Genomic DNA, 20,394 nt, shown 5'->3' with positions numbered 1-20,394 from the left:
ACTAATTACTTAAAAATCAAATAAGGAAAGTTTGGTCTAAAACTTGAACATCCCTGACCAAGGGAGGCGGAGAATAATCCGTGAAAGTAGGTTTTTCTGTTTGTTGTTCTGCAAACAGATTTACATAGGTGTAAATAAATGTAGCAACTAATTTCTGTTGCTCTTTATTTAATTTATCAAAAGAAAGTTTTAAGTTATCTTGACCATCAACAACTAATTGCTCGTTACTGCAACAGTCTTTTTTAGCCAAACTGCATTCCGAAGAATCAGTTTTTTGTTGGGTTTCCATACCACAGGTATCTACAGCATCTAACATTGAAGTATCCACTAAAACATCCCCACAATAATGACTTTCAATTGTGAAAGACAATGTAGATAGGAACACTAAAAGTGCCATACAAAAGGATACTATTTTATAAAAAACCTTCTTCATTGGTTCTGCAAAGCTACAAAAATTTCAACATTTTAATTTTGTTTAACATAAATTTAGATTATTTTTTTGAGTAAAATATCAATCCTTTTTACCTGATTGACTTAATGAAATAATATAATTTACAAGGTTTTTAATCTCCAATGGCGGGTTGCCGTGGTCAAAGTTAGTAGACGTGAATTCATTCTCGTTTTTAATCACTTTCAATTTTGCAATGGCAGCACCATCAATTTCCCTTCTCTTAGATGGAGCCTTAAATAAGGAAAGACTTTCAAGCTCTACTTTTTTAACCAATCCAACTAATTTTTCCCATTGCTTTTCATCTATTTCAACAGTAACATCTTTACTTTTATTTCTGTTCTCCTGAAAAAAAAGTATACCTTTTTCAACTTTAATTCTTTGATAGAACCCTCTAGAAGACGCTTCATATTCAAAAGAAAGTTCAGATATTCTCTCTTGAGAAAATATTGACTGTACAATTGTAATTGCCAGTATCGCAATCAGTATCTTCTTCATAACTAAGTATTTAATTCTACAAACATATCAATCTGTATTTTACTGAAATATGACAAAAGTCATTATTCTGTTTAATCTTTAGATTTATATTTGTATGAATGGAAATTTGTTTAACATTCATAAAATATTAATAATGAGCGTATTGAAAGCAAAACTTATTTTACTTAAATGTTAAACAAAATTTCTTAACTTTACCTAGTGAAAACATTTTTTACAAAAATATTGTCTTTCTTTTTGGCAGCATTTATTTGGCTATCAACCTCTTTCTTTACAGTAAATATGCATTTTTGCTGTAATAAGTTAGTGGATATGGCATTCTTCAGCAGAGCTGAAGCTTGCAAGGACAAGGTTCAAAAGGAAAATAATCCTTTTAAAAAATGTACATCATTACAAGAAAAGGATTGTTGCGACAATCAGACTATACTTAAAGAAGCTAATGACAGCTTCAAAAAATCAACTACGGTTTTAGAAGCTGACCAATTAGTATTCTTAAAAACATTTATTTACTCCTACATTAACCTTTTTGAAGGGCTAGATAAAAATATAGTTCCTTTCGAGGCCTACAGGCCGCCCTTGTTGTCTAAGGACATCCATACTCTATACGAGATTTACTTAATTTGATTTTCTACATAGCAGTAAAAGCCCTTTTACTGCACAATTGGTTATAGCCAGCGCTTAGTCTTTGGCTGTAAACTGTTGTACCCTATTCCCTACAGTTTTATTTGCAAATTACCCTGTAAACATACAATTACAGGATTGGCTATTGAGCAAAAGCCCAATAACAATACCCTATTAGATATGACACAACCAAAAGAATTTTGGGTTAAAAATATGGTGTGTAGTCGTTGCTTAAAAGTAATTAAGCAAGAACTACAAGAACTAGGAATAACGGTCCTTTCCCTAGAGCTAGGAAAGCTTTTAGTAGAAGCACCAGACCTAAGCAAGGCACAAATTAACCAAGAGGTTACCCAAGTGCTGCACGCAAATGGTTTTGAGATAGTAAAAAGTGAAGAAGATATGCTTGTTGAAAGAATAAAAATTATTCTAATCGAACAACTTGATGAGCTACCGCTAACGCTAAAAGTTAAGACCTCAGAACATTTATCATCAACCCTTCACCGAGATTACAAGGCATTGAGCAAACTGTTCTCATCTAAGGAAAAGACCACCATTGAAAAGTACTTTATAAAATTAAAAATTGAAAAAGTCAAGGAACTCATACAGCTAAAACAGCATTCCTTCTCTGATATAGGGTACTTATTGGATTACAGCAGTGTAAATCACTTATCCAGACAATTTAAGGATGTGGTTGGAATGAGTATGACAGATTACAAAAACACAGAAAATTGGAAGCGAAATTATTACGATGAAATTATGTAGATAAGAACGAAAGTTATGCAGATAAAGGCTAATGTCATTCGCTATTTTCATCAAACTAAAATGTATAAAAAATGAAAACAATCTTCCTCACATTATTAATTATCCCAATACTGGGAATTGGACAAACCATAGAAAACATTGACTTTGTATCCCCTTTTCACGATGGTCTTTCAGCAGTAAAAAAAGGAAATAACTGGGCATTTATTGACCAAAACGGCTCTATAATCATTGATTTTAGACAAGACTTGGTAAAGACCAAAACCGACAAAGGCTACTATCCTCTGTTCAGTAATGGAAAATGTATTATAGCGCAGAAAAAAGATGATATACTCCTTTATGGGTTTATTGACAAAAAAGGAAACATAAGTATCGAACCACAGTTTCTAAATGTCTTAAACTTTCAAGGTAACAAGACCTTGGCATTAATAGTACATAAAGAGACCATAGGCTTTAATGATATTTTTAAAAAAGATGTTGTTAACTACCATTATTTTGAGGTGGTCATCGATGAGAACGGAAATTCTCTAGACCACCTTACCCAATTGGCTTTACATATTTCCCCAAAATACTCTAAAAGCAAAGAACCACCTGTTATCACATCTAAATTTATTTCTGATAATCTGATAGCAGTAAAAAGCGATGAAAATAAATGGAACTTAAGAAAAATCAAGTAGTAAGATGTATTCACTTAAAGAAAAAATAAAAAAGTAATAAAACTAAAGATTATGAAAAACAATCACTGGATATGGATGATTATAGGCTGTGGTTTACCGCTTCTGTTCATCTTTTTAGCACCTTCTTTTGGTATAGGAGGAGGCTCTTCCCTTTTCATCTTCATATTATTTATGTTCGCCATTCACCTGTTTATGCCTCACGGGTCTCACGGCCACGGAGGACACAGACACAACAATGGAAACCATAATAATCACGAACATAATGAAAAGCAGTCTGATGATGGTTCAACAGAGAAAAGAAAAGGACATCAACATCATTAATAGCAAATGTTATGAAACAAAAATTTCAAATAAGCGGAATCAGTTGTGGCGGATGCGTTGCAAGGGTCAAGAAAACCTTGGAGAATCATCCTAATATCGAAAAAGCAGAGATTTTTTTGGCACCAAAAGGTGCTACAATTATCACTATGAACGAAACGCTCTCGGTTGAAGACATACAAAAGCAACTTGATGAACTCAACGGATATACAATTTCAAAAATAAATCAATAACAATTTAAAACTAAAAATTATGCATTTATACGACGGACACTTTGGGGGTATGCACCTAATATGGTGGATTATATGGATTATTTTATTGGCTTGGATATTTTTCATTCCAACAGATATACCATATCAAAAAACAAAAAAAGAAGATCCTTTAGACATTCTTAAGAAAAGATTTGCTGAAGGCTTCATTACAAAGGAGGAATATGAAGAATCAAAAAAGATTCTAAAATCAGATAATTAATTCAAAACTATAAAATTATGTACCGATTAAACGTAAAAAAACTCGGGTTTGCTTTTGGTCTAACCGGAGCATTAATCTATTTGGGCTGTATGATAGTGATGTCAACTGCAGGTAGGGAAGCCACAATCGACTTTTTCAACAGCCTTTTGCACGGATTGGACACTACAAGTATAATCAGAATGGATGTTCCACTGTGGGAAGCTGGTTTAGGAATCATACAGACCTTCATACTGGGTTGGCTGGTTGGTGCCTGTATTGCGGCATTTTACAACGCACAACTTAAAATAAAAAAATAAAAGCTTGTAACATTTTATGCAATACGTCTGGTTTATATGGTCATTAATTATCCTGGCGCTTTGGGCAGTAATATATCTCTTCAAGAAAGATTCTAGAAAAGAAATGCTCAAGATGAGCCTGATTACATTGCCTTTTGGCTTAACAGAACCATTGTTTGTGCCAGAATATTGGATGCCACCTTCGCTTTTTGATTTGGCTGAAAAAACAAGGTTTGATATCGAAAGTCTCATTTTTTCTTTTGCAATCGGTGGTATAGGTGTGGTACTTTATAATCTTATTTTTAAACAAACCTTTCAAGAAATAACACATACAGAGCGAAATCACAGAAGACATCGCTTGCATATATACATCTTATTTGTACCAGCAATCGTGTTTTTAATATTAGCACTATTTACATCATTAAACCATATTTATTGTGGTACTATAGCGATGTTCCTAGGTGGTTTAGCAACATTATACTGTCGCCCAGATTTAAAAAGAAAGATATGGGTTGGGGGCATCTTGTTTACGGTATTATACTTCATATACTTTGGAAGTATCCTTCCATTTTATCCGCAATATGTTGAGCTGTACTGGAACCTTGACAGCCTAACCCATATTCTGGTTCTGGGAATCCCCTTTGAAGAATTATTGTTCGCCTTCACCTTTGGAATGTACTGGTCTGGATTGTACGAACACATCTATTGGCGAAAACTTATACACTTAAATAAAGCACGTAATTAATTTAAAACTATATAAAATGAAACAAATCCCTTTAAATAAAAAAAACAGTAAGATGCAAGTCATAGTCCGTAAAAACCCAGTGGAAAAGATTTATCGATTGTCCATAGGTCTTGTAATGCTTTTATTGCTCTCAATGTTGCTTCTATCTTGTGCCGACAAGAACAAAGAAGTTACTGAAAGTGCACTACAGTTAAATACCGAAGTCTCTAAAAAGATAAAAGAAAACAATTCTGCTGCCCAAAACTATGAAATTGTCCCAAACGACAAAGTGTGTATGGTAAACGACAGGTTTATGGGCGTAACGCAAATACCTATTGAAGCCAACGGAACTACTTATTACGGTTGTTGTGAAAATTGTGTTGAAAAATTACAGAAAAATCTGGGTGATGTCCGTTTTGGCGTAAACCCTCTTAATGATTCAAAAGTAGATAAAGCTTCGGCAATTATTGTTCAGGATAAAAACAGCGGAAGTGTTTTTTACTTCATATCGAAAGAAGATGCCCAAACATTTATAAACAAGAATAAGGCATAGGACATCTCAATTAATAACACCTTCAAATTATGAAAATTGTATTGGCCATAGATGGTTCAGATTTTAGTAAAGTAGCCATTAACGAGCTTAAGAAAATGACTTTATCCTCAAATAGTGAAATTCATATTATAAATGTTTATGAAGTTCCTAAAACAACCAGTCTGGGATTGCATACTATGGGCGGCAAGATAGGAAATTACATAGAAGAAATTAAAAGTAACGCTCAAAAATTGGGAAACAAAATCGTTTCAGAGGCTTCCGATAAAATCAAGGCCGAAAACAAAGCACTTACCATAACCACAAGCGTTGTTAGCGGACTACCCAAAAGTATTATTAATGAAAAAGCAGAAGATTGGGGTGCAGATTTAATTGTAGTAGGCTCTCAGGGTCTCGGTGCTTTTTCTCGCTTAGTATTGGGCTCTGTATCCCAATATTTGACCACAAATGCCAAATGTTCAGTACTGATTGCAAGAGATAGAAATAAAAAATGAAAGAAAAGCAAACACATAGCATTAAATTAGAATCCACTTGTAAGATAACAGATGAGATATGTCTCCCCGATACTAAATTACCTCGTGTGGTTATCGTTGGTGGTGGGTTTGCAGGTTTGGCATTGGTTGAGAAACTGAAACACAAAGAAGTTCAAGTGGTTTTACTCGATAAAAATAACTTCCATCAGTTTCAGCCTTTATTGTATCAAGTGGCAACGAGTGCCCTGGAGCCTGACAGTATTGTATTTCCATTCAGAAAACAAATCAATGGCTATAAAAATGTTTTCTTTCGTTTGGCTGAAGTTGAGGAAATTCAACCTGATTCAAATACTATATTGACCAATAAGGGAAGTATTTCTTATGACTATTTAGTGTTGGCTACTGGCACGACCACCAATTTCTTTGGGATGGATTCTGTGGCCGAAAATAGTTTGGGGATGAAGGATATTCGCGATTCCCTCAACATCCGTCATATGATGTTGCAAAATTTGGAACAGGCAGCTATTACTTGTGATGATGAAGAACGCGACGCGTTGACAAATTTTGTAATAGTAGGTGGTGGTCCAGCAGGCGTAGAAATGGCAGGAGCTTTGGCAGAGTTTTGCAAATACATCCTTCCCAAAGATTACCCAGAGTACCCTTCTTCCATTATGAATATTTATCTAATAGAAGCCATTGATGAGTTGTTAGGCACAATGTCAGACAAGGCATCATCGAAAACCCTCAAATATTTAGAGGATTTGAATGTAAAGGTATTATTAAATGAAGCTGTAAGCAATTATGATGGAAAGGAAGTCACTACCAAAAGTGATAAGACCATATTGGCTAAAAACCTTATCTGGACGGCTGGCGTAAAAGGACAATTCCCAAATGGTATTGATGGAAAACACGTAGTCAGAGGCAACCGTATTAAAACCAATGCCAATTTAAAAGTAGAAGGCTACGAAAATATTTTTGCCATAGGTGATATCGCAGCACTCATTTCCAAAGAAACCCCAAAAGGACATCCACAAGTAGCACAGACCGCTATTCAACAAGGTAAATACCTGGGCGATTCGATATTAAATATCATAAATAACAAATCCATAAAACCTTTCAAATATAAAGATAAAGGTTCCTTAGCAACCGTAGGTAAACGCAAGGCAGTTGCCGATTTGGGCAAATTTAAATTTGCAGGCTATTTCGCCTGGTTGCTGTGGTCCGTTGTTCACTTGATGTCCATAAGTGGATTTAGAAATAGATTGATGGTTGGTTTTAATTGGGCGGTAAGTTATTTCACTTATGAAAAGAGCAACCGCCTGATTATTAGAAACTTTAAACCGAAATCTTCGATTAAAAACAGGGAAAAATAATTTTGAAATGAAAAACACCACAGATAAAAATAATAAGCTTTCCTTATTAGGTTCCATATCTCTTGGTACAGGCGTAATGATTGGTGCTGGCATATTTGTCCTTATGGGGCAAATAGCAGAGTTGGTGGGTGATCTATTTCCCATTGCATTTATTGCAGGTGCTGTTGTGGTGGGTTTTAGCTCATATTCCTATGTCAAGTTTTCAAATGCTTTTCCATCGTCTGGAGGTGTGGTTAAATTCCTTAACAAATCCTATGGACCTGGAACAACAACAGGGTTTTATTCTTTGCTGATGTACGTATCAATGGTAGTTTCCGAAAGTCTGGTGGCGGGCACTTTTGGAGCATATACGTTGAGACTATTTCCCGAGTCCTATGCAGGTTATGCCTCTACCCTGGGTGTTGGGCTAATTGTTGTTGCTTATATAGTGAACATCCTGGGCAATAAGGTTATTGGTGCCACCGCGACATTTACCGCTATTATAAAGGTAGTGGGAATAGCAATTTTAGCTATTGCCGGCCTTGCAATTTCAGGTTTTGCCGATATTACGGGAAACTATATTCCCAAAAATACTGAGACATTACCACAAGGCTTCGGATTTGTGGCCGCTTTGGCGTTATCTATCCTTGCTTATAAAGGCTTTACCACTATCACGAACCAAGGGGCCGATATTAAAAACCCGCATAAAAATCTTGGTAGGTCTATCGTGTTTTCCATACTTATCTGCACACTGATATATGTAGCCTTGGCATTAGCTGTTGCGGGAGGTTTAAGCATTCCTGAAATAATCGAAGCTAAAGATTATGCCCTTGCAGCCGCCGCAAAACCTGTTTTTGGGGAATGGGGTTCCTGGATTACCATTGGCATTGCCATTATTGCCACGGTTTCTGGGGTCATTGCCAGTATCTTTTCCTCTTCACGCTTGTTGGCAATGCTCAGCAATATGAAACAGGTGCCTTCTTTAACCAAACTTGGTAGCTTAAAAAATCCAGCACTAGTATTCACGTCTTCCCTCGCCATTTTACTGACCGTGCTTTTCGATTTGACAAGGATAGCATCCATTGGGGCTATTTTTTACCTTATTATGGATATCGCTATCCATTGGGGGCTGTTCCGTCACCTTAAAAACAAAGTGGTTTTTCAGCCTATCATCCCATTAATAGCCATCGTATTGGACATTGCGGTATTGGCAGCTTTTCTTTATATAAAATATCTGAACGATCCTTTGGTGCTTATCGTAGCAGCGATTGGGATTGTTCTAATACTTGTTGCAGAACGCCTTTTTATGATTTCACACACAGACGATGAAGGTAATATGCCAATGGGAATGAAGAATACAAGTGACAAAAACAAAAAAACATAATTAATTAAAAACAATTTATATGAAAAATGTAGCAGTTATAGGTTACGGAGTCATTGGAAAAAGGGTGGCAGATGCCATCAACTTACAAAACGATATGAAGCTTTCGGGAGTATGTGATATCATTAGCGACTGGCGAATTCAAAATGCCGTAAGAAAGAATTACAACATATACGCAGCAACTCAAGATGCAGCTGATAATATGAAATCTGAAGGGATTTCTGTTAAAGGCAATATGCAGGAACTTTTAAAGAAATCAGACCTTGTAGTGGACTGTACGCCTAAAAAGATTGCTGCTCAAAATGTAGCGATTTATAAAGAACAGAATATAAAATTTATTCTACACGGTGGCGAAAAACACGAAACCACAGGGCATTCCTTTAGTGCAGAAAATAATTACAAATCAGCTCTAAACTTGAATGCGACAAGAGTAGTTTCCTGTAATACTACGTCTATTTTAAGAACCTTGACCGCTTTAAAAAGAGCCGATTTATTGGATTATGCCAGAGGTACACTTTTAAGAAGAGCTACAGACCCTTGGGAAAGTCATTTGGGCGGAATTATGAACACAATGCTTCCAGAAAGAGATATTCCAAGCCATCAAGGTCCTGACGCTAAAAGCGTAGATCCTGATTTGGACGTCATCACTTCCGCAGTAAAAGTTCCAGAAACATTAAGCCATATGCACTATTGGAACGTGAAGTTAAAAAAGCAAGTCTCGAAAGAAGAAGTCTTAAATGCTTTTAAAACGTCTAGTCGTATCAAACTAATTCAATATGACCAAGGCCTGGTTTCAAACAACACCATTAAAGAAATGTTCTTGGATATGGGAAGACCTTGGGGCGATATGTACGAAGTAGCCCTTTGGGAAGATATGCTGAAGGTAGTGGGAGATGAGCTTTTTTATGCCTACGTGGTCGATAACCAAGCCATTGTAATCCCAGAAACGATTGATGCCATCAGAGCACTTACAGGAATTGAAACAGATGGTGCCAAATCTATCGCTAAAACAAATGAAAGTTTAGGAATTCATTAATCATTAATACAATGAAAATAGACATAAATATTACACAACTGTTAGGGGAAAAAGCAGACTTCTATTTGAATCACGTTTGTGAAAAAATAACCAAGGATGAATTGCAAACCCCAAGTAGAACGAGCCTAGATAAGGTATTTACCCAAAGCAACAGAAATCCGCAGGTACTGCGAAGCCTTTCGCAATTGTATAACTACGGAAATCTTGGTGGCACAGGCTACTTGAGTATTCTGCCTGTTGACCAAGGTATCGAGCATAGTGCGGCCTTTTCATTCTATAAAAACCCTGATTATTTTGACCCAGAGAATATTATAAAACTCGCCATTGAGGCCGGTTGTAATGGTGTGGCTTCCACGTTTGGTGCTTTGGGATTGAACGCTAGGAAATATGCCCATAAAATCCCTTTTATCGTAAAGATTAATCACAATGAACTGCTCACATTTCCTAATAAATATAACCAAACCTTATTTGGTAAAGTAAAAGCTGCGTGGGATATGGGAGCAGTTGCTGTCGGTGCTACTATATATTTTGGTTCCGAAGAAAGCAATAGACAGCTTAAAGAAATAGCTGAAGCTTTTGAAGAAGCCCACAATTTAGGTATGGCTACCATTTTATGGTGCTATACCCGTAACGAAGCTTTCAAAACTGGAAAAGAAGATTATCACGCTGCTGCCGATGTAACAGGGCAAGCAAATCATATTGGGGTAACCATTCAGGCAGATATCATTAAGCAAAAATTACCTACAAATAACTTTGGTTTCAAAGAAATCGGTTTTGGAAAATATGATGATGAAATGTATGAGACGCTGACAACAGAACATCCCATCGACCTGTGCAGGTTGCAGGTGGCTAATTGCTTTATGGGAAAAATCGGATTGATTAATTCCGGTGGTGGCTCTAAAGGTAAGTCTGATTTGGTGGAGGCAATAACAACTGCCGTTATCAATAAAAGAGCTGGTGGCTCTGGATTGATAATGGGAAGAAAAGCGTTTCAAAAGCCCTTCGGCGAAGGCGTGGAAGTATTACAATCCGTTCAGAAAGTTTATTTGGATACTAAAATTAGCATTGCATAACAATAAAAAAGAATGTTCGACACAGAAGTAAAATCACTTAAATCATTCAATCACTACCTCTCAAAATTGGTAGAAAGTCGTCTATGGCTAAAGGTTATCATTGCCTTATTTTTGGGTGTTGGTTTTGGATTGCTGTTAAGTCCTCAAAACGGGTGGATTACTAAAGAAACAGCAGACATCGCAGGGAATTGGCTGGCATTGCCTGGCGTACTTTTTCTAAAACTGGTTCAAATGATTATGATTCCTTTGATTGTGGCTTCTATCATCACAGGAATCGCAAGTAATGAAAAGGACAGTCTAAAAAAATTAGGTGGTGGCGTTTTATTATATTTTCTAGGCACTACCATAGTTTCGGTAAGTTTGGGTGTAATACTATCTCAAATTTTTAGACCTGGTCGCTTTTTACATCAACAAGCTCTAGCTGAACATAATGAAATTACTGCTGTTCCAACGGAAAATCCCGAGCTTTCCTTCGGCCTTGAAACTATTCCAGATGCCATATCAAACTTACTTCCAGAGAACCCTTTAGCATCTATGGTTAGTGGTGAAATGTTAAGTATTGTGATTTTCACAATCATTATTGGTGTAGCTGTGCTATCACTTGAAAATGCCTTACTGCGCCCAGTAAAGCTTCTTTTAAGTGCCATTCAGGAAGTCTGTATGACAGTAGTAAAATGGTCAATGCTTCTAGTACCTATTGCTGTTTTCGGACTAATGGCGCAGCTTACCTCTAGTGTTGGTTTAAGTTCTTTATCAGGTTTAACGTACTATGTTGGGGTAGTACTTCTCGGTCTTCTTTTATTGGTAATTTTCTATTTGGGACTCATCGTACTTCTCGGAAAGAAAAACCCATTGCATTTCCTAAAAAAAATAAGGGATGTTCAATTATTGGCTTTTTCAACCACAAGTTCTGCCGCTGTGATGCCCTTATCTCTAAAAACCGCCGAAGAAGAACTAAAAGTGGACAAGACTATTAGCAATTTTATCATACCTATAGGGGCGACCGTCAATATGGATGGTACTGCACTATATCAAACTATTACAACTCTTTTTATTGCCCAAGCTTACGGACTGGAAATGAGTTTACTCAATATTATAGTGGTCATTGTAACTATCGTCGCTGCATCCATTGGTACACCTGCCATTCCAGGAGGTGGTGTGGTTATACTCGCTTCTGTTTTGGGAAGTGTCGGCATACCTGCTGAAGGCATCATCATTATCATTGGTGTAGAAAGACTCTTGGGAATGTTTAGGACTGCTGTAAATGTAACTGGTGATTTAACTGCCTGTATGGTCTTCAATAGATTCTATGGTAAAACCCCAATCTTGGTTAGTGAGAAAACGAATAATAAATCAATTTCAAAACAATGACATTACTACTCATATCCATAGTGTTCATTCTTCCTGTTGTGGCTATTGCCAGCTATCAGCATTATAAGATTGGTAAGCAACCAGCTTATGATGCCAAAGAAACACTGTTGAATTATGAAATAATAGGCTCTGGAGAAAACAAACTTGTTTTGTTACACGGTTTAACAGGCTCATTGCATTATTGGAAACGCAATTTAGAAAGTATTACAACTACGCATAAGCTACTTTTAGTCGACCTGCTAGGTTTTGGTGATTCGCCAAAACCACAAAGTGATTATTCCCTTTCAATACAATTGCAAGCCCTTGAATTGATTCTTAACAAAGAAGGATTCAATGATGGAAATATCATTATTGCAGGACATTCTATGGGAGCTATGATTTCATTAGCAATATTGGAAAAGCAACCAACTTGGTTCAAGGCAGGAATTTTTATAAGCATACCTGTTTACAAGAACGCTGATGAGTTTAAAGAAATTATGTCTTCTCATTCCTTTGTAGATAGGATTTCAACAAGCAAATTCTCAAAATACATTTGTATGATTCATCCCATATTTATGTCACGTGCATTCAAGCCTGTTAACCTCACGGATGATGTCTATGAAGATGCAAAAAAGCATCATTGGATGAGTTATTATTATTCTCTTACAAAGGTCATCCTAAAAACAGATTTATATGCAATTGTAAAGAAAATTAAGGATAAAGATGTGCTTTTTATTCACGGAGAAAAAGACACTACTGCACCTTTAGAAAATGCCTTAAAATTATCGAGGGAATTTAAAAACGCACAAATAATTACTTCATCTGAAGGAGACCATCAGTTCTTTCTGAAAGAAGCAGAATTTGTTTGGAACACTATTAAAGATTTTACTATTTCTGAAAAAAAGTTAAAAAAAACCATACCCAATGAGCACGAATAAAATTAAACATATAGGCGTATTCACATCTGGAGGCGATAGCCCTGGGATGAATGCTGCACTATACGCCATTGCCAAATCCGCTGAAGCAAAAGGCATAAAAATAAGTGGTTTTCGAAAAGGGTATGAAGGGTTGATAGATGGTGATTTGATACCATTAAAATCTCACGAACTAAAAAAAATAACCCAAATAGGTGGCACTATTCTAAAAACAGCACGAAGCAAACGATTTCTGGAATTAGAGGGTCGTAAAAAAGCATTGCAAACTTTAAAAGCAAATAACATAGATGCTTTAATTGCTATTGGTGGTGATGGTACTTTTAAAGGGCTATTAGCTTTTTCAGAAATATGCGACATTCCGTTTATAGGCATTCCTGGCACTATAGACAACGATATTTTTGGTACTGATTACACCCTTGGTTTTGATTCGGCTGTAAACACTGCCATTGAAAATATTGATAAAATAAAAGATACTGCCGAATCTCACAACCGTGTATTTATTGTTGAAGTAATGGGAAGGGATTCAGGCTACATTGCTATTCATTCCGGGTTAATGGTAGGTGCCGATTCCATCCTTATTCCCGAGAGTGGAAAGGACTTTATTTATCTATTGGACAAGGTTAAGAATTACGATAGCGAAGATGCTTTCCTTGTCGTGGTTTCAGAAGGCGATGAATTAGGTGCCGAGCTTGTTTCATCAAAAATAAAGGAAGTCAATCCCAATGTCGATTTACGGATTACGAAGCTTGGGCACGTCCAGCGAGGTGGAAATCCGTCAGCTTTAGATAGAATGTTAGGCATTAGACTTGGAGTGGCGGCTGTGAAAACACTTTTACAAGGTAAAAAAAATGTAATGGTAGGAGTCTTAAATAATCAATTGCATCTAACCCCTTTTGAAGTGGTGGTCAAGCAACATCAAGTAGATAATGAATTGTATGAACTTTTAGAATTATTTGGAAAGTAAGAAATGATAGAAGCCTTTAAAAATATCAACCCTTTCATCCTTGGATTGCTCATCAGTCTGGGCATTGGTCTTATTCTGGGACTAGAACGTGAGTACGACAAGTTGAAGGAAGAACAAGGCTTTGCAGGCATAAGAACCTTCCCAATTGTTGCCATTATTGGTTTTATATTGGGAAATCTTTCCACAACCTATACACCTTGGTTGGTCATTATCATTGCGGCAGCATTTCTTTTGTTTCTGTCTTTGAGTCATCTTTCCATAGTACAAAAGCATATTATGACTGGTATTACCACCAATATGGCCTTGTTCGCTACGCTAATTTTGGGTGTTATGGTTGCCAATCATTTGCATAAGGAAGCAGTTGCGACCGCAGTAGTCGTGGTTACGCTGTTATCATTGAAAACGACCTTTAATACATTCATTAAGAATATTACTTCTGAAGAGCTCTTTGCTTTTATTAAGTTTTCAATTATTGCGCTTCTTATTTTGCCTTTCTTACCAAATCAAGATTATGGTCCAGAGGGATTACTTAACCCTTTTGAGATTGGAGCGATAATAGTGATAGTGTCATTTCTGAATTTCATTGGCTACTTTCTTGTAAAATATGTAGGTTCTAAACGTGGTATTTTGCTCACCGCGATTTTAGGCGGATTGATTTCAAGTACCGCTGTTTCTTGGATATATGCTTCCCGAAGTAAGGAATCGCCAGAACTTTCAAAACAATATGCTTCAGGTATCATTATAGCTTCTGCCATTATGTTTCCCAGACTCGCTATTCTGGCCTATATTTTCAATAGTGCCATACTTTCCTATTTAATCATTCCATTTACCATTCTTACCCTTATCTGCTTGATAAGCGCATTGGTATTTATTAAAAAGAATACAGATGTCCCAAAAACAGCTATCAACCTTGGCAATCCACTCAATATTTGGAACGCCCTTGGGTTTGGTGGTATTTATGTGGTCATCCTGTTTGCAGTTTTTTATGGAAATCAATTTTTTGGCGAAAGCGGTTTATACTATTCAGCCCTAATTGCAGGATTGGCAGATACGGATGCAATAACTATTAGTATGGCAAAATTTGGGTCATTGGAAGAAAAACTCACGCTGGCCACCAATGTCATTATAACAGCAACCATAAGCAATATGATTGTAAAACTTGGTATTACCTATTTCAAAGGTTCTAAAAAGACCGGGAAACTCGTGATGCTAATTTTTGGAACCGTTGTCATCGTAGGGTTAGTATATATTTTAATACAGTTAGGAAATTAAAAAAAGTGAAATGAAAACAACAGTATTCAGCACGCATAAGTTTGAAGAGCCGTATCTCGTAAAAGCGAATGATGGCAAGCATCAATTAAAGCTGCTTGAGAGTCGTTTAACTCAAGAAACTGCTATTCTCGCAACGGGTTCTAAAGCAGTAAGTCTATTTACGGGCGATGATGCCTCGGCACACATTCTTGAAAAATTCAATGCTTTTGGCATAAAATATATTGCTCTGCGTTCAGCAGGATTCAATCACGTGGATTTAGCAAAAGCAGCTGAACTGGATATGAAGGTGGCACGTGTTCCAGCCTATTCCCCTTATGCCATTGCAGAGCATACAATGGCTTTAATACTCGCACTTAACCGAAAATTGATTAAAGCACACAACAGGGTTCGTGACCAGAATTTCTCATTGAACGGTCTTACCGGTTTCGACCTCAATGGAAAAACCGTCGGCGTTATCGGGACTGGAAAAATTGGGTCTGTATTGGTAAAAATACTACACGGTTTTGGTTGTAAAATACTTGTTCAGGATGTCATTGAGGATGAAAATTTAATCAAGTTTTACAATGTAATCTATACCAATTGTGAAACTATTTGTAAGCAGTCCGATATCATAAGTCTTCAGGTTCCACTTACAGCTTCAACTAAACATTTGATTGATGCAAAACATATTTCATTAATGAAGCAAGGCGTAATGCTTATCAATACAAGTCGTGGTGGATTGGTCGATACCAAAGCTGTTATCGAAGGATTGAAAACTAAAAAAATTGGGTATTTCGGAATAGATGTGTATGAGGAAGAAGAAGGATTGTTCTTTGAAGACCATTCCGATGACATTTTGCAAGACGATGTCATTGCACGCTTAATGACTTTTAATAATGTTTTAATTACCAGTCATCAGGCCTTTTTAACCGAAACTGCATTGACAAATATTGCTGAAACCACAATATATAATCTGGATTGTTTTGAAAAAGGCAAAGTTTCAGGAAACGAAGTTTCTTGATTAAGAAGCAAAAAATAGTAGTAACACTTAAATCTTAAAATTATGAAACGAGTAAAAAATAAAGTAGCCATTGTCACAGGAGGAGCATCTGGTTTGGGAAAATCAAGTGCTAAACTATTGGCACGAGAAGGAGCAAAAATAGTCGTGTCAGATATAGACGAAGAAGGTGGTAAAAAAGTAGTTCAACAAATAAAAGAAGACGGTGGTGAGGCCATATTCATTAAACAAGATGTTGCCAAAGAAGATGAATGGAAAAACGTTATTGAAACTACCCTTGAAACTTATGGGAAATTACACATTTTAGCAAATTCTGCTGGAATAGGGCTCGGAGGAACAGTTGAAGATGTAACCCTTGAAGATTGGAAAAACCTTATAGATATAAACCTAAATGGCACTTTTTTAGGCACCAAATATGGTATAAAAGGTATGAGGAAAACAGATGAAGGTGGTTCCATCATTAACTTCTCTTCCATTGAAGGACTTATCGGTGACCCCAATTTACCTGCGTATAACGCAAGTAAAGGCGGTGTTACCATTTTCACTAAATCTGCCGCCCTACATTGTGCTAAACAAGGCTATGGCATCCGTATCAATTCTATACATCCTGCTTATATCTGGACCCCAATGGTAGAGAATTTTCTCAAGGCTCAAGGTGACGTAGAAGAAGGCAAAAAACAACTGGAAAGTTTACATCCAATTGGTCATTTGGGAGAACCTGACGATATAGGGTACGGAGTTGTATATCTGGCCTCTGATGAATCCAAATTTATGACCGGTTCCGAACTGGTTATCGATGGTGGCTATACCGCCCAATAAGAAAAACAATAAAACTAAAATTATGAAAAACATACTCGTACCTACCGATTTCTCGAAAAACTGCACTAAAGCAGCAAATCTTGGTATCGAAATAGCCAAACTATACGATGCAGAGATACACTTTTTACATCAAATGACTACCCCTGTTGATTGGGTAAAACTGGATAAACAAAAAGAAAAAAGGTATCCCGAAACTTTAAAGGAAATTGGAGTCGTTAAATCAAAATTGCGGGAACTGGAAAAAAAGGCTGAGCACGAAGGTCTTAAATGTCGAACTTTTCTTCAATTTGATTCGGGACAGAAAGATATTTTAGAACATTCTGGTCATTTCCATCACGATTTCATCGTTACCGGCAGCAGTGGAACCAAAGGTGTCATTAGAGAAATTACGGGTAGTAATGTTGAAAAAATAGTTCGAAAAGCCAATGCGCCCATTATCGTTGTCAAAGAAGAGGATGTCACATTTCCCTTCAAGGACATTCTATTTGTTTCTTCTTTTGAAGAGGATGTCACGCATCCATTTCAAGAAGTATTGTCAATAGCCAAAAAATGCGATGCTAAAATCCATTTGTTACGAGTAAACACAGAAACTGACTTTAATAGCATAGAGCTTGGTTTAAATCCTGTAAAGGAATTTCTTGAAAAATTCCCCAATCTAAAAAACTTCTCAATGAGCGTCCATAATGAGTCTTCCGTAGAAGCAGGCATCAATACATTTTTAAAACATCAGCCCGCAGATTTAATTGCAATGAGCACTCACGGAAAAACGGGATTTTTGAGCCTATTTTCAAAAAGTATTGCCGAAGGCGTTACAAATCATTCCGTGCTTCCAGTAATGACCATACATATTAAAAAATGAAAAATCCAATCAACATAGTGAAGTATTCTGGTGATGTGGTAGCCTTTGATGTAGATAAGCTTATCAATTCCTTAAGGCGTTCACAAGCGAGCGAAGAATTAATTCAGCAAATAGTTGAACAAGTCGAAGGCCAACTCTATGATGGAATTACCACAAAAAAAATCTATCAGATGGCATTTAAAATGCTTAAGCGTAAATCTCGCGTAAGTGCCTCAAAATACAAGCTAAAAAAAGCGATAATGGAATTAGGGCCATCAGGATTTCCTTTTGAAAAATTTGTCGGTAAGATTTTAGAGATGGAAGGCTTTAGCACAAAGGTGGGAGTTATTGTTCAAGGTAATTGTGTACAGCACGAAGTTGATGTTATCGCCCAAAAAGAAAACAAACACTATATGATTGAATGCAAATACCATAGCGACCAAGGCAGGTTTTGTAATGTAAAAATCCCATTATATATCCATTCACGGTTTTTGGACGTAGAAAAGCAATGGGAACACCAAAAAGGTCACGAGGCTAAACTTCATAAAGGAGCTGTGTACACCAATACGCGTTTCACAACCGATGCCATTCAGTACGGGAAATGTGTTGGAATGCTTTTAAGCAGTTGGGATTATCCAAGAGGAAATGGTCTCAAGGACAGAATAGATAAATCTGGGCTACATCCCTTAACCGCTTTAACAACGCTTACTAAAGCTGAAAAAACAAAATTATTAGATGAAGGCATCGTACTCTGTAAAGAGCTTCACGAAAGTCCGAAGCTCTTGGAAAAAATAGGAATTGATAAAAAAAGACACAAAAAGGTTCTCGAAGATTCAAGAGAATTATGTGGAATTCATTAGAGCACTACTTAAATTTTTAATCTAAATAAATAGGACAAATGAAAACAGAAGAACTGAAAGAACAGAACCGTATAGATTTAGAGCCATTTTACCAAGCATTGGAAGATGATTCTAAACTACTTGAAGAAGCCCTCGAAATATTATTGGGTATGGTACACTTCGAGCCTAAATCCGTAAAGAAGTTGGCACTCGTAATAAAAGAGGATTCCCGCAATCTATATAACGAAATAGCGGAATTGAGCAAATCGAACCAAGACAAAGGAAATACGCCTTCCTGTTGTGGTGGACATTAATAAATACTATAACGATGAAAAACAAAAAAATAAACATCCACTTTTTGGGAGCGGCAGGCACCGTGACTGGCTCAAAATATTTGGTGGATACAGGAGATAGAAAGATACTTATAGACTGTGGCCTCTTCCAAGGGTTAAAGGAATTACGCCTTAAAAACTGGGAGTACCCACCTGTTAATGTAGGTGATATTGATGCTGTTTTGCTTACCCACGGTCATATGGACCATACAGGTTATCTGCCCAGATTGGTAAAACAAGGCTTCAATGGTCCCATTTATGGTACGAATCCTACTTTGGACATTGCAAAAATCATTTTGAATGATAGTGCAAAAATACAGGAGCAAGAAGCCGAACGTGCCAATAAGGAAGGCTATTCCAAACATAGTCCCGCAGAACCATTATACGATTTAAAGGATGTAGAAAAAACTATCCCACACTTTAAAGGAATTCCACAATCACAATGGATTCTGTTATTTGATGGTATTAGGGCTCGCTTCCAATACAACGGACATATTCTGGGTGCAACCTATATTGAGTTGGATGTGCACGGAAAACGTTTTGTCTTTTCAGGAGACATTGGTAGAACCAATGATTTATTGCTCTATCCACCCCTTAAACCAAAAAAAGCGGATGTGCTTTTCATTGAATCCACTTATGGTGGAAGGTTTCATCCCGATGAAATAGAAGCACTTCCACATATTGAAAAATTAGTAAATGATACCATCAACAGAGATGGTAGCTTATTTGTCCCAAGCTTTTCGGTAGAACGTGCCCAGCTAATGATGCTCATCTTTTGGAAATTATTGAAAGAAAAGAAAATCCCCAGAGTACAAATGATTATGGACAGCCCGATGGGTGCCAATGTATTGGAACTGTTTCATAGAACTCGCGATTGGCACAGATTGGAGGACAACGAATGTGACGAAATGTGTTCTCACTTTACGGTCGTAAGCAGTTATCGTGAAACAATGGAAATAAGAACAGATAACAAACCAAAAATCGTGATTGCAGGAAGCGGAATGCTCACAGGGGGAAGAATGCTAAACTATCTTGAAACACAGGCACAAAATCCAAATAACACCTTACTTTTTGTAGGCTATCAAGCTGAAGGCACTCGTGGCAGAAAATTATTGGAAGGTGAAAAAGAACTAAAAGTATATGGAAAATGGGTGCCGTTTAAAATGCAAGTAGCAGAAATTGAAGGGCTTTCGGCACACGCAGACCACGCAGAGCTTATGGACTGGATGGACAGTATAAAAAACAAACCCGAACGCATTTTTATTATACACGGTGAAAAAGAGAGTGCAGAAGCATTGCAAAAAGGCATCAAGGAAACTTATGGGTGGGATGCAGAAATTCCGCAATTATACACTATCGAAGAAATAGAATAAATCGAAAAATCACAACAACCAA

At 36.8% G+C, this 20,394-nt stretch carries 26 protein-coding genes; 24 read left to right on the top strand and 2 right to left on the bottom strand.

Annotated elements, in window-relative coordinates; all coding sequences use genetic code 11:
• Window positions 1–16: 16 nt before the first annotated feature.
• Window positions 17–433 carry an HYC_CC_PP family protein gene (locus tag WA338_RS02695; protein ID WP_040532540.1) on the bottom strand — a complete coding sequence of 139 codons (417 nt, stop codon included), beginning with the start codon at window positions 431–433 and terminating at the stop codon, window positions 17–19.
• Window positions 434–511: 78 nt separating this feature from the next.
• Window positions 512–946 (bottom strand): hypothetical protein, encoded by a 435-nt coding sequence (locus tag WA338_RS02690; protein WP_009778905.1) that lies wholly within the window; start codon window positions 944–946, stop codon window positions 512–514.
• A 198-nt stretch (window positions 947–1,144) separates the two neighbouring features.
• Here WA338_RS02690 and WA338_RS02685 point away from each other — a divergent pair, with 198 nt between their 5' ends.
• From WA338_RS02685 to WA338_RS02570, 24 genes are all read left to right on the top strand, one after another.
• Window positions 1,145–1,567: an HYC_CC_PP family protein gene (locus WA338_RS02685; RefSeq protein ID WP_040532538.1), complete on the top strand. Its 423-nt coding sequence runs from the start codon at window positions 1,145–1,147 to the stop codon at window positions 1,565–1,567.
• Between the two features lie 177 nt (window positions 1,568–1,744).
• Complete coding sequence (locus WA338_RS02680) at window positions 1,745–2,326, top strand: helix-turn-helix domain-containing protein (RefSeq protein ID WP_009778903.1); 582 nt, start codon at window positions 1,745–1,747, stop codon at window positions 2,324–2,326.
• A gap of 71 nt (window positions 2,327–2,397) precedes the next feature.
• Complete coding sequence (locus tag WA338_RS02675) at window positions 2,398–3,000, top strand: WG repeat-containing protein (RefSeq protein WP_009778902.1); 603 nt, start codon at window positions 2,398–2,400, stop codon at window positions 2,998–3,000.
• A 51-nt stretch (window positions 3,001–3,051) separates the two neighbouring features.
• Entirely contained in the window at window positions 3,052–3,321 is a 270-nt protein-coding gene (locus tag WA338_RS02670; RefSeq protein ID WP_009778901.1) for a hypothetical protein, read from the top strand.
• A gap of 11 nt (window positions 3,322–3,332) precedes the next feature.
• A complete protein-coding gene (locus WA338_RS02665; RefSeq protein WP_009778900.1) occupies window positions 3,333–3,551 on the top strand; it encodes a heavy-metal-associated domain-containing protein in 219 nt (72 codons plus the stop codon).
• A 19-nt stretch (window positions 3,552–3,570) separates the two neighbouring features.
• Entirely contained in the window at window positions 3,571–3,789 is a 219-nt protein-coding gene (locus WA338_RS02660) for an SHOCT domain-containing protein (protein ID WP_009778899.1), read from the top strand.
• A 17-nt stretch (window positions 3,790–3,806) separates the two neighbouring features.
• Window positions 3,807–4,085, top strand: coding sequence for a DUF5676 family membrane protein (locus WA338_RS02655; protein WP_009778898.1), 279 nt, complete (start codon window positions 3,807–3,809; stop codon window positions 4,083–4,085).
• Window positions 4,086–4,101: 16 nt separating this feature from the next.
• On the top strand, window positions 4,102–4,809 hold the full coding sequence (locus tag WA338_RS02650; protein WP_009778897.1) for a lycopene cyclase domain-containing protein: 708 nt from the start codon (window positions 4,102–4,104) through the stop codon (window positions 4,807–4,809).
• 16 nt (window positions 4,810–4,825) lie between these two features.
• Entirely contained in the window at window positions 4,826–5,341 is a 516-nt protein-coding gene (locus WA338_RS02645; RefSeq protein WP_009778896.1) for a hypothetical protein, read from the top strand.
• A 29-nt stretch (window positions 5,342–5,370) separates the two neighbouring features.
• The gene (locus WA338_RS02640) at window positions 5,371–5,832 is read left to right on the top strand and encodes a universal stress protein (protein ID WP_083645375.1); all 462 of its coding nucleotides are present in this window, start codon (window positions 5,371–5,373) and stop codon (window positions 5,830–5,832) included.
• Window positions 5,829–7,184: an NAD(P)/FAD-dependent oxidoreductase gene (locus tag WA338_RS02635; RefSeq protein ID WP_273016839.1), complete on the top strand. Its 1,356-nt coding sequence runs from the start codon at window positions 5,829–5,831 to the stop codon at window positions 7,182–7,184. Before WA338_RS02640 ends, WA338_RS02635 begins: the two co-directional genes overlap by 4 nt.
• Before the next feature lie 7 nt (window positions 7,185–7,191).
• Window positions 7,192–8,547 carry an APC family permease gene (locus WA338_RS02630; protein WP_009778893.1) on the top strand — a complete coding sequence of 452 codons (1,356 nt, stop codon included), beginning with the start codon at window positions 7,192–7,194 and terminating at the stop codon, window positions 8,545–8,547.
• Window positions 8,548–8,566: 19 nt separating this feature from the next.
• The gene (locus WA338_RS02625; protein WP_009778892.1) at window positions 8,567–9,580 is read left to right on the top strand and encodes a type II glyceraldehyde-3-phosphate dehydrogenase; all 1,014 of its coding nucleotides are present in this window, start codon (window positions 8,567–8,569) and stop codon (window positions 9,578–9,580) included.
• Window positions 9,581–9,591: 11 nt separating this feature from the next.
• Complete coding sequence (locus tag WA338_RS02620; protein ID WP_009778891.1) at window positions 9,592–10,653, top strand: class I fructose-bisphosphate aldolase; 1,062 nt, start codon at window positions 9,592–9,594, stop codon at window positions 10,651–10,653.
• A gap of 12 nt (window positions 10,654–10,665) precedes the next feature.
• Window positions 10,666–12,024, top strand: a complete 1,359-nt coding sequence (locus WA338_RS02615) for a dicarboxylate/amino acid:cation symporter (protein WP_009778890.1) — start codon at window positions 10,666–10,668, stop codon at window positions 12,022–12,024.
• Window positions 12,021–12,941 (top strand): alpha/beta fold hydrolase, encoded by a 921-nt coding sequence (locus WA338_RS02610; protein ID WP_273016840.1) that lies wholly within the window; start codon window positions 12,021–12,023, stop codon window positions 12,939–12,941. Before WA338_RS02615 ends, WA338_RS02610 begins: the two co-directional genes overlap by 4 nt.
• On the top strand, window positions 12,928–13,902 hold the full coding sequence (locus WA338_RS02605; protein WP_009778888.1) for an ATP-dependent 6-phosphofructokinase: 975 nt from the start codon (window positions 12,928–12,930) through the stop codon (window positions 13,900–13,902). Before WA338_RS02610 ends, WA338_RS02605 begins: the two co-directional genes overlap by 14 nt.
• A gap of 3 nt (window positions 13,903–13,905) precedes the next feature.
• Window positions 13,906–15,174, top strand: a complete 1,269-nt coding sequence (locus WA338_RS02600; RefSeq protein ID WP_273016841.1) for an MgtC/SapB family protein — start codon at window positions 13,906–13,908, stop codon at window positions 15,172–15,174.
• A 10-nt stretch (window positions 15,175–15,184) separates the two neighbouring features.
• Complete coding sequence (locus tag WA338_RS02595; protein WP_273016842.1) at window positions 15,185–16,174, top strand: 2-hydroxyacid dehydrogenase; 990 nt, start codon at window positions 15,185–15,187, stop codon at window positions 16,172–16,174.
• A gap of 42 nt (window positions 16,175–16,216) precedes the next feature.
• Window positions 16,217–16,990: an SDR family oxidoreductase gene (locus WA338_RS02590; RefSeq protein WP_009778885.1), complete on the top strand. Its 774-nt coding sequence runs from the start codon at window positions 16,217–16,219 to the stop codon at window positions 16,988–16,990.
• A 22-nt stretch (window positions 16,991–17,012) separates the two neighbouring features.
• Window positions 17,013–17,849 carry a universal stress protein gene (locus tag WA338_RS02585; protein ID WP_203295430.1) on the top strand — a complete coding sequence of 279 codons (837 nt, stop codon included), beginning with the start codon at window positions 17,013–17,015 and terminating at the stop codon, window positions 17,847–17,849.
• The gene (locus WA338_RS02580; protein WP_009778883.1) at window positions 17,846–18,688 is read left to right on the top strand and encodes an ATP cone domain-containing protein; all 843 of its coding nucleotides are present in this window, start codon (window positions 17,846–17,848) and stop codon (window positions 18,686–18,688) included. Before WA338_RS02585 ends, WA338_RS02580 begins: the two co-directional genes overlap by 4 nt.
• Window positions 18,689–18,726: 38 nt before the next feature.
• Window positions 18,727–18,981: a hypothetical protein gene (locus tag WA338_RS02575; protein WP_009778882.1), complete on the top strand. Its 255-nt coding sequence runs from the start codon at window positions 18,727–18,729 to the stop codon at window positions 18,979–18,981.
• A gap of 14 nt (window positions 18,982–18,995) precedes the next feature.
• Window positions 18,996–20,372, top strand: coding sequence for an MBL fold metallo-hydrolase RNA specificity domain-containing protein (locus tag WA338_RS02570; protein ID WP_009778881.1), 1,377 nt, complete (start codon window positions 18,996–18,998; stop codon window positions 20,370–20,372).
• The last annotated feature ends 22 nt before the right edge of the window (window positions 20,373–20,394 follow it).

The organism is Leeuwenhoekiella sp. CH_XMU1409-2, from assembly GCF_037029365.1.
GTDB lineage: Bacteria > Bacteroidota > Bacteroidia > Flavobacteriales > Flavobacteriaceae > Leeuwenhoekiella > Leeuwenhoekiella blandensis.
The sequence above is the reverse complement of the archived record's forward strand: the minus strand, read 5'-3'. Positions and strand labels throughout refer to the sequence as shown.

Coding starts and splice junctions, on each gene's coding strand:
- WA338_RS02655 (WP_009778898.1), top strand. CDS start 3,807: ATGTACCGATTAAACGTAAAAAAACTCGGGTTTGCTTTTGGTCTAACC.
- WA338_RS02650 (WP_009778897.1), top strand. CDS start 4,102: ATGCAATACGTCTGGTTTATATGGTCATTAATTATCCTGGCGCTTTGG.
- WA338_RS02625 (WP_009778892.1), top strand. CDS start 8,567: ATGAAAAATGTAGCAGTTATAGGTTACGGAGTCATTGGAAAAAGGGTG.
- WA338_RS02595 (WP_273016842.1), top strand. CDS start 15,185: ATGAAAACAACAGTATTCAGCACGCATAAGTTTGAAGAGCCGTATCTC.
- WA338_RS02645 (WP_009778896.1), top strand. CDS start 4,826: ATGAAACAAATCCCTTTAAATAAAAAAAACAGTAAGATGCAAGTCATA.
- WA338_RS02630 (WP_009778893.1), top strand. CDS start 7,192: ATGAAAAACACCACAGATAAAAATAATAAGCTTTCCTTATTAGGTTCC.
- WA338_RS02585 (WP_203295430.1), top strand. CDS start 17,013: ATGAAAAACATACTCGTACCTACCGATTTCTCGAAAAACTGCACTAAA.
- WA338_RS02605 (WP_009778888.1), top strand. CDS start 12,928: ATGAGCACGAATAAAATTAAACATATAGGCGTATTCACATCTGGAGGC.
- WA338_RS02680 (WP_009778903.1), top strand. CDS start 1,745: ATGACACAACCAAAAGAATTTTGGGTTAAAAATATGGTGTGTAGTCGT.
- WA338_RS02620 (WP_009778891.1), top strand. CDS start 9,592: ATGAAAATAGACATAAATATTACACAACTGTTAGGGGAAAAAGCAGAC.
- WA338_RS02665 (WP_009778900.1), top strand. CDS start 3,333: ATGAAACAAAAATTTCAAATAAGCGGAATCAGTTGTGGCGGATGCGTT.
- WA338_RS02570 (WP_009778881.1), top strand. CDS start 18,996: ATGAAAAACAAAAAAATAAACATCCACTTTTTGGGAGCGGCAGGCACC.
- WA338_RS02640 (WP_083645375.1), top strand. CDS start 5,371: ATGAAAATTGTATTGGCCATAGATGGTTCAGATTTTAGTAAAGTAGCC.
- WA338_RS02635 (WP_273016839.1), top strand. CDS start 5,829: ATGAAAGAAAAGCAAACACATAGCATTAAATTAGAATCCACTTGTAAG.
- WA338_RS02675 (WP_009778902.1), top strand. CDS start 2,398: ATGAAAACAATCTTCCTCACATTATTAATTATCCCAATACTGGGAATT.
- WA338_RS02590 (WP_009778885.1), top strand. CDS start 16,217: ATGAAACGAGTAAAAAATAAAGTAGCCATTGTCACAGGAGGAGCATCT.
- WA338_RS02660 (WP_009778899.1), top strand. CDS start 3,571: ATGCATTTATACGACGGACACTTTGGGGGTATGCACCTAATATGGTGG.
- WA338_RS02670 (WP_009778901.1), top strand. CDS start 3,052: ATGAAAAACAATCACTGGATATGGATGATTATAGGCTGTGGTTTACCG.
- WA338_RS02600 (WP_273016841.1), top strand. CDS start 13,906: ATGATAGAAGCCTTTAAAAATATCAACCCTTTCATCCTTGGATTGCTC.
- WA338_RS02615 (WP_009778890.1), top strand. CDS start 10,666: ATGTTCGACACAGAAGTAAAATCACTTAAATCATTCAATCACTACCTC.
- WA338_RS02580 (WP_009778883.1), top strand. CDS start 17,846: ATGAAAAATCCAATCAACATAGTGAAGTATTCTGGTGATGTGGTAGCC.
- WA338_RS02610 (WP_273016840.1), top strand. CDS start 12,021: ATGACATTACTACTCATATCCATAGTGTTCATTCTTCCTGTTGTGGCT.
- WA338_RS02690 (WP_009778905.1), bottom strand. CDS start 946: ATGAAGAAGATACTGATTGCGATACTGGCAATTACAATTGTACAGTCA.
- WA338_RS02695 (WP_040532540.1), bottom strand. CDS start 433: ATGAAGAAGGTTTTTTATAAAATAGTATCCTTTTGTATGGCACTTTTA.
- WA338_RS02575 (WP_009778882.1), top strand. CDS start 18,727: ATGAAAACAGAAGAACTGAAAGAACAGAACCGTATAGATTTAGAGCCA.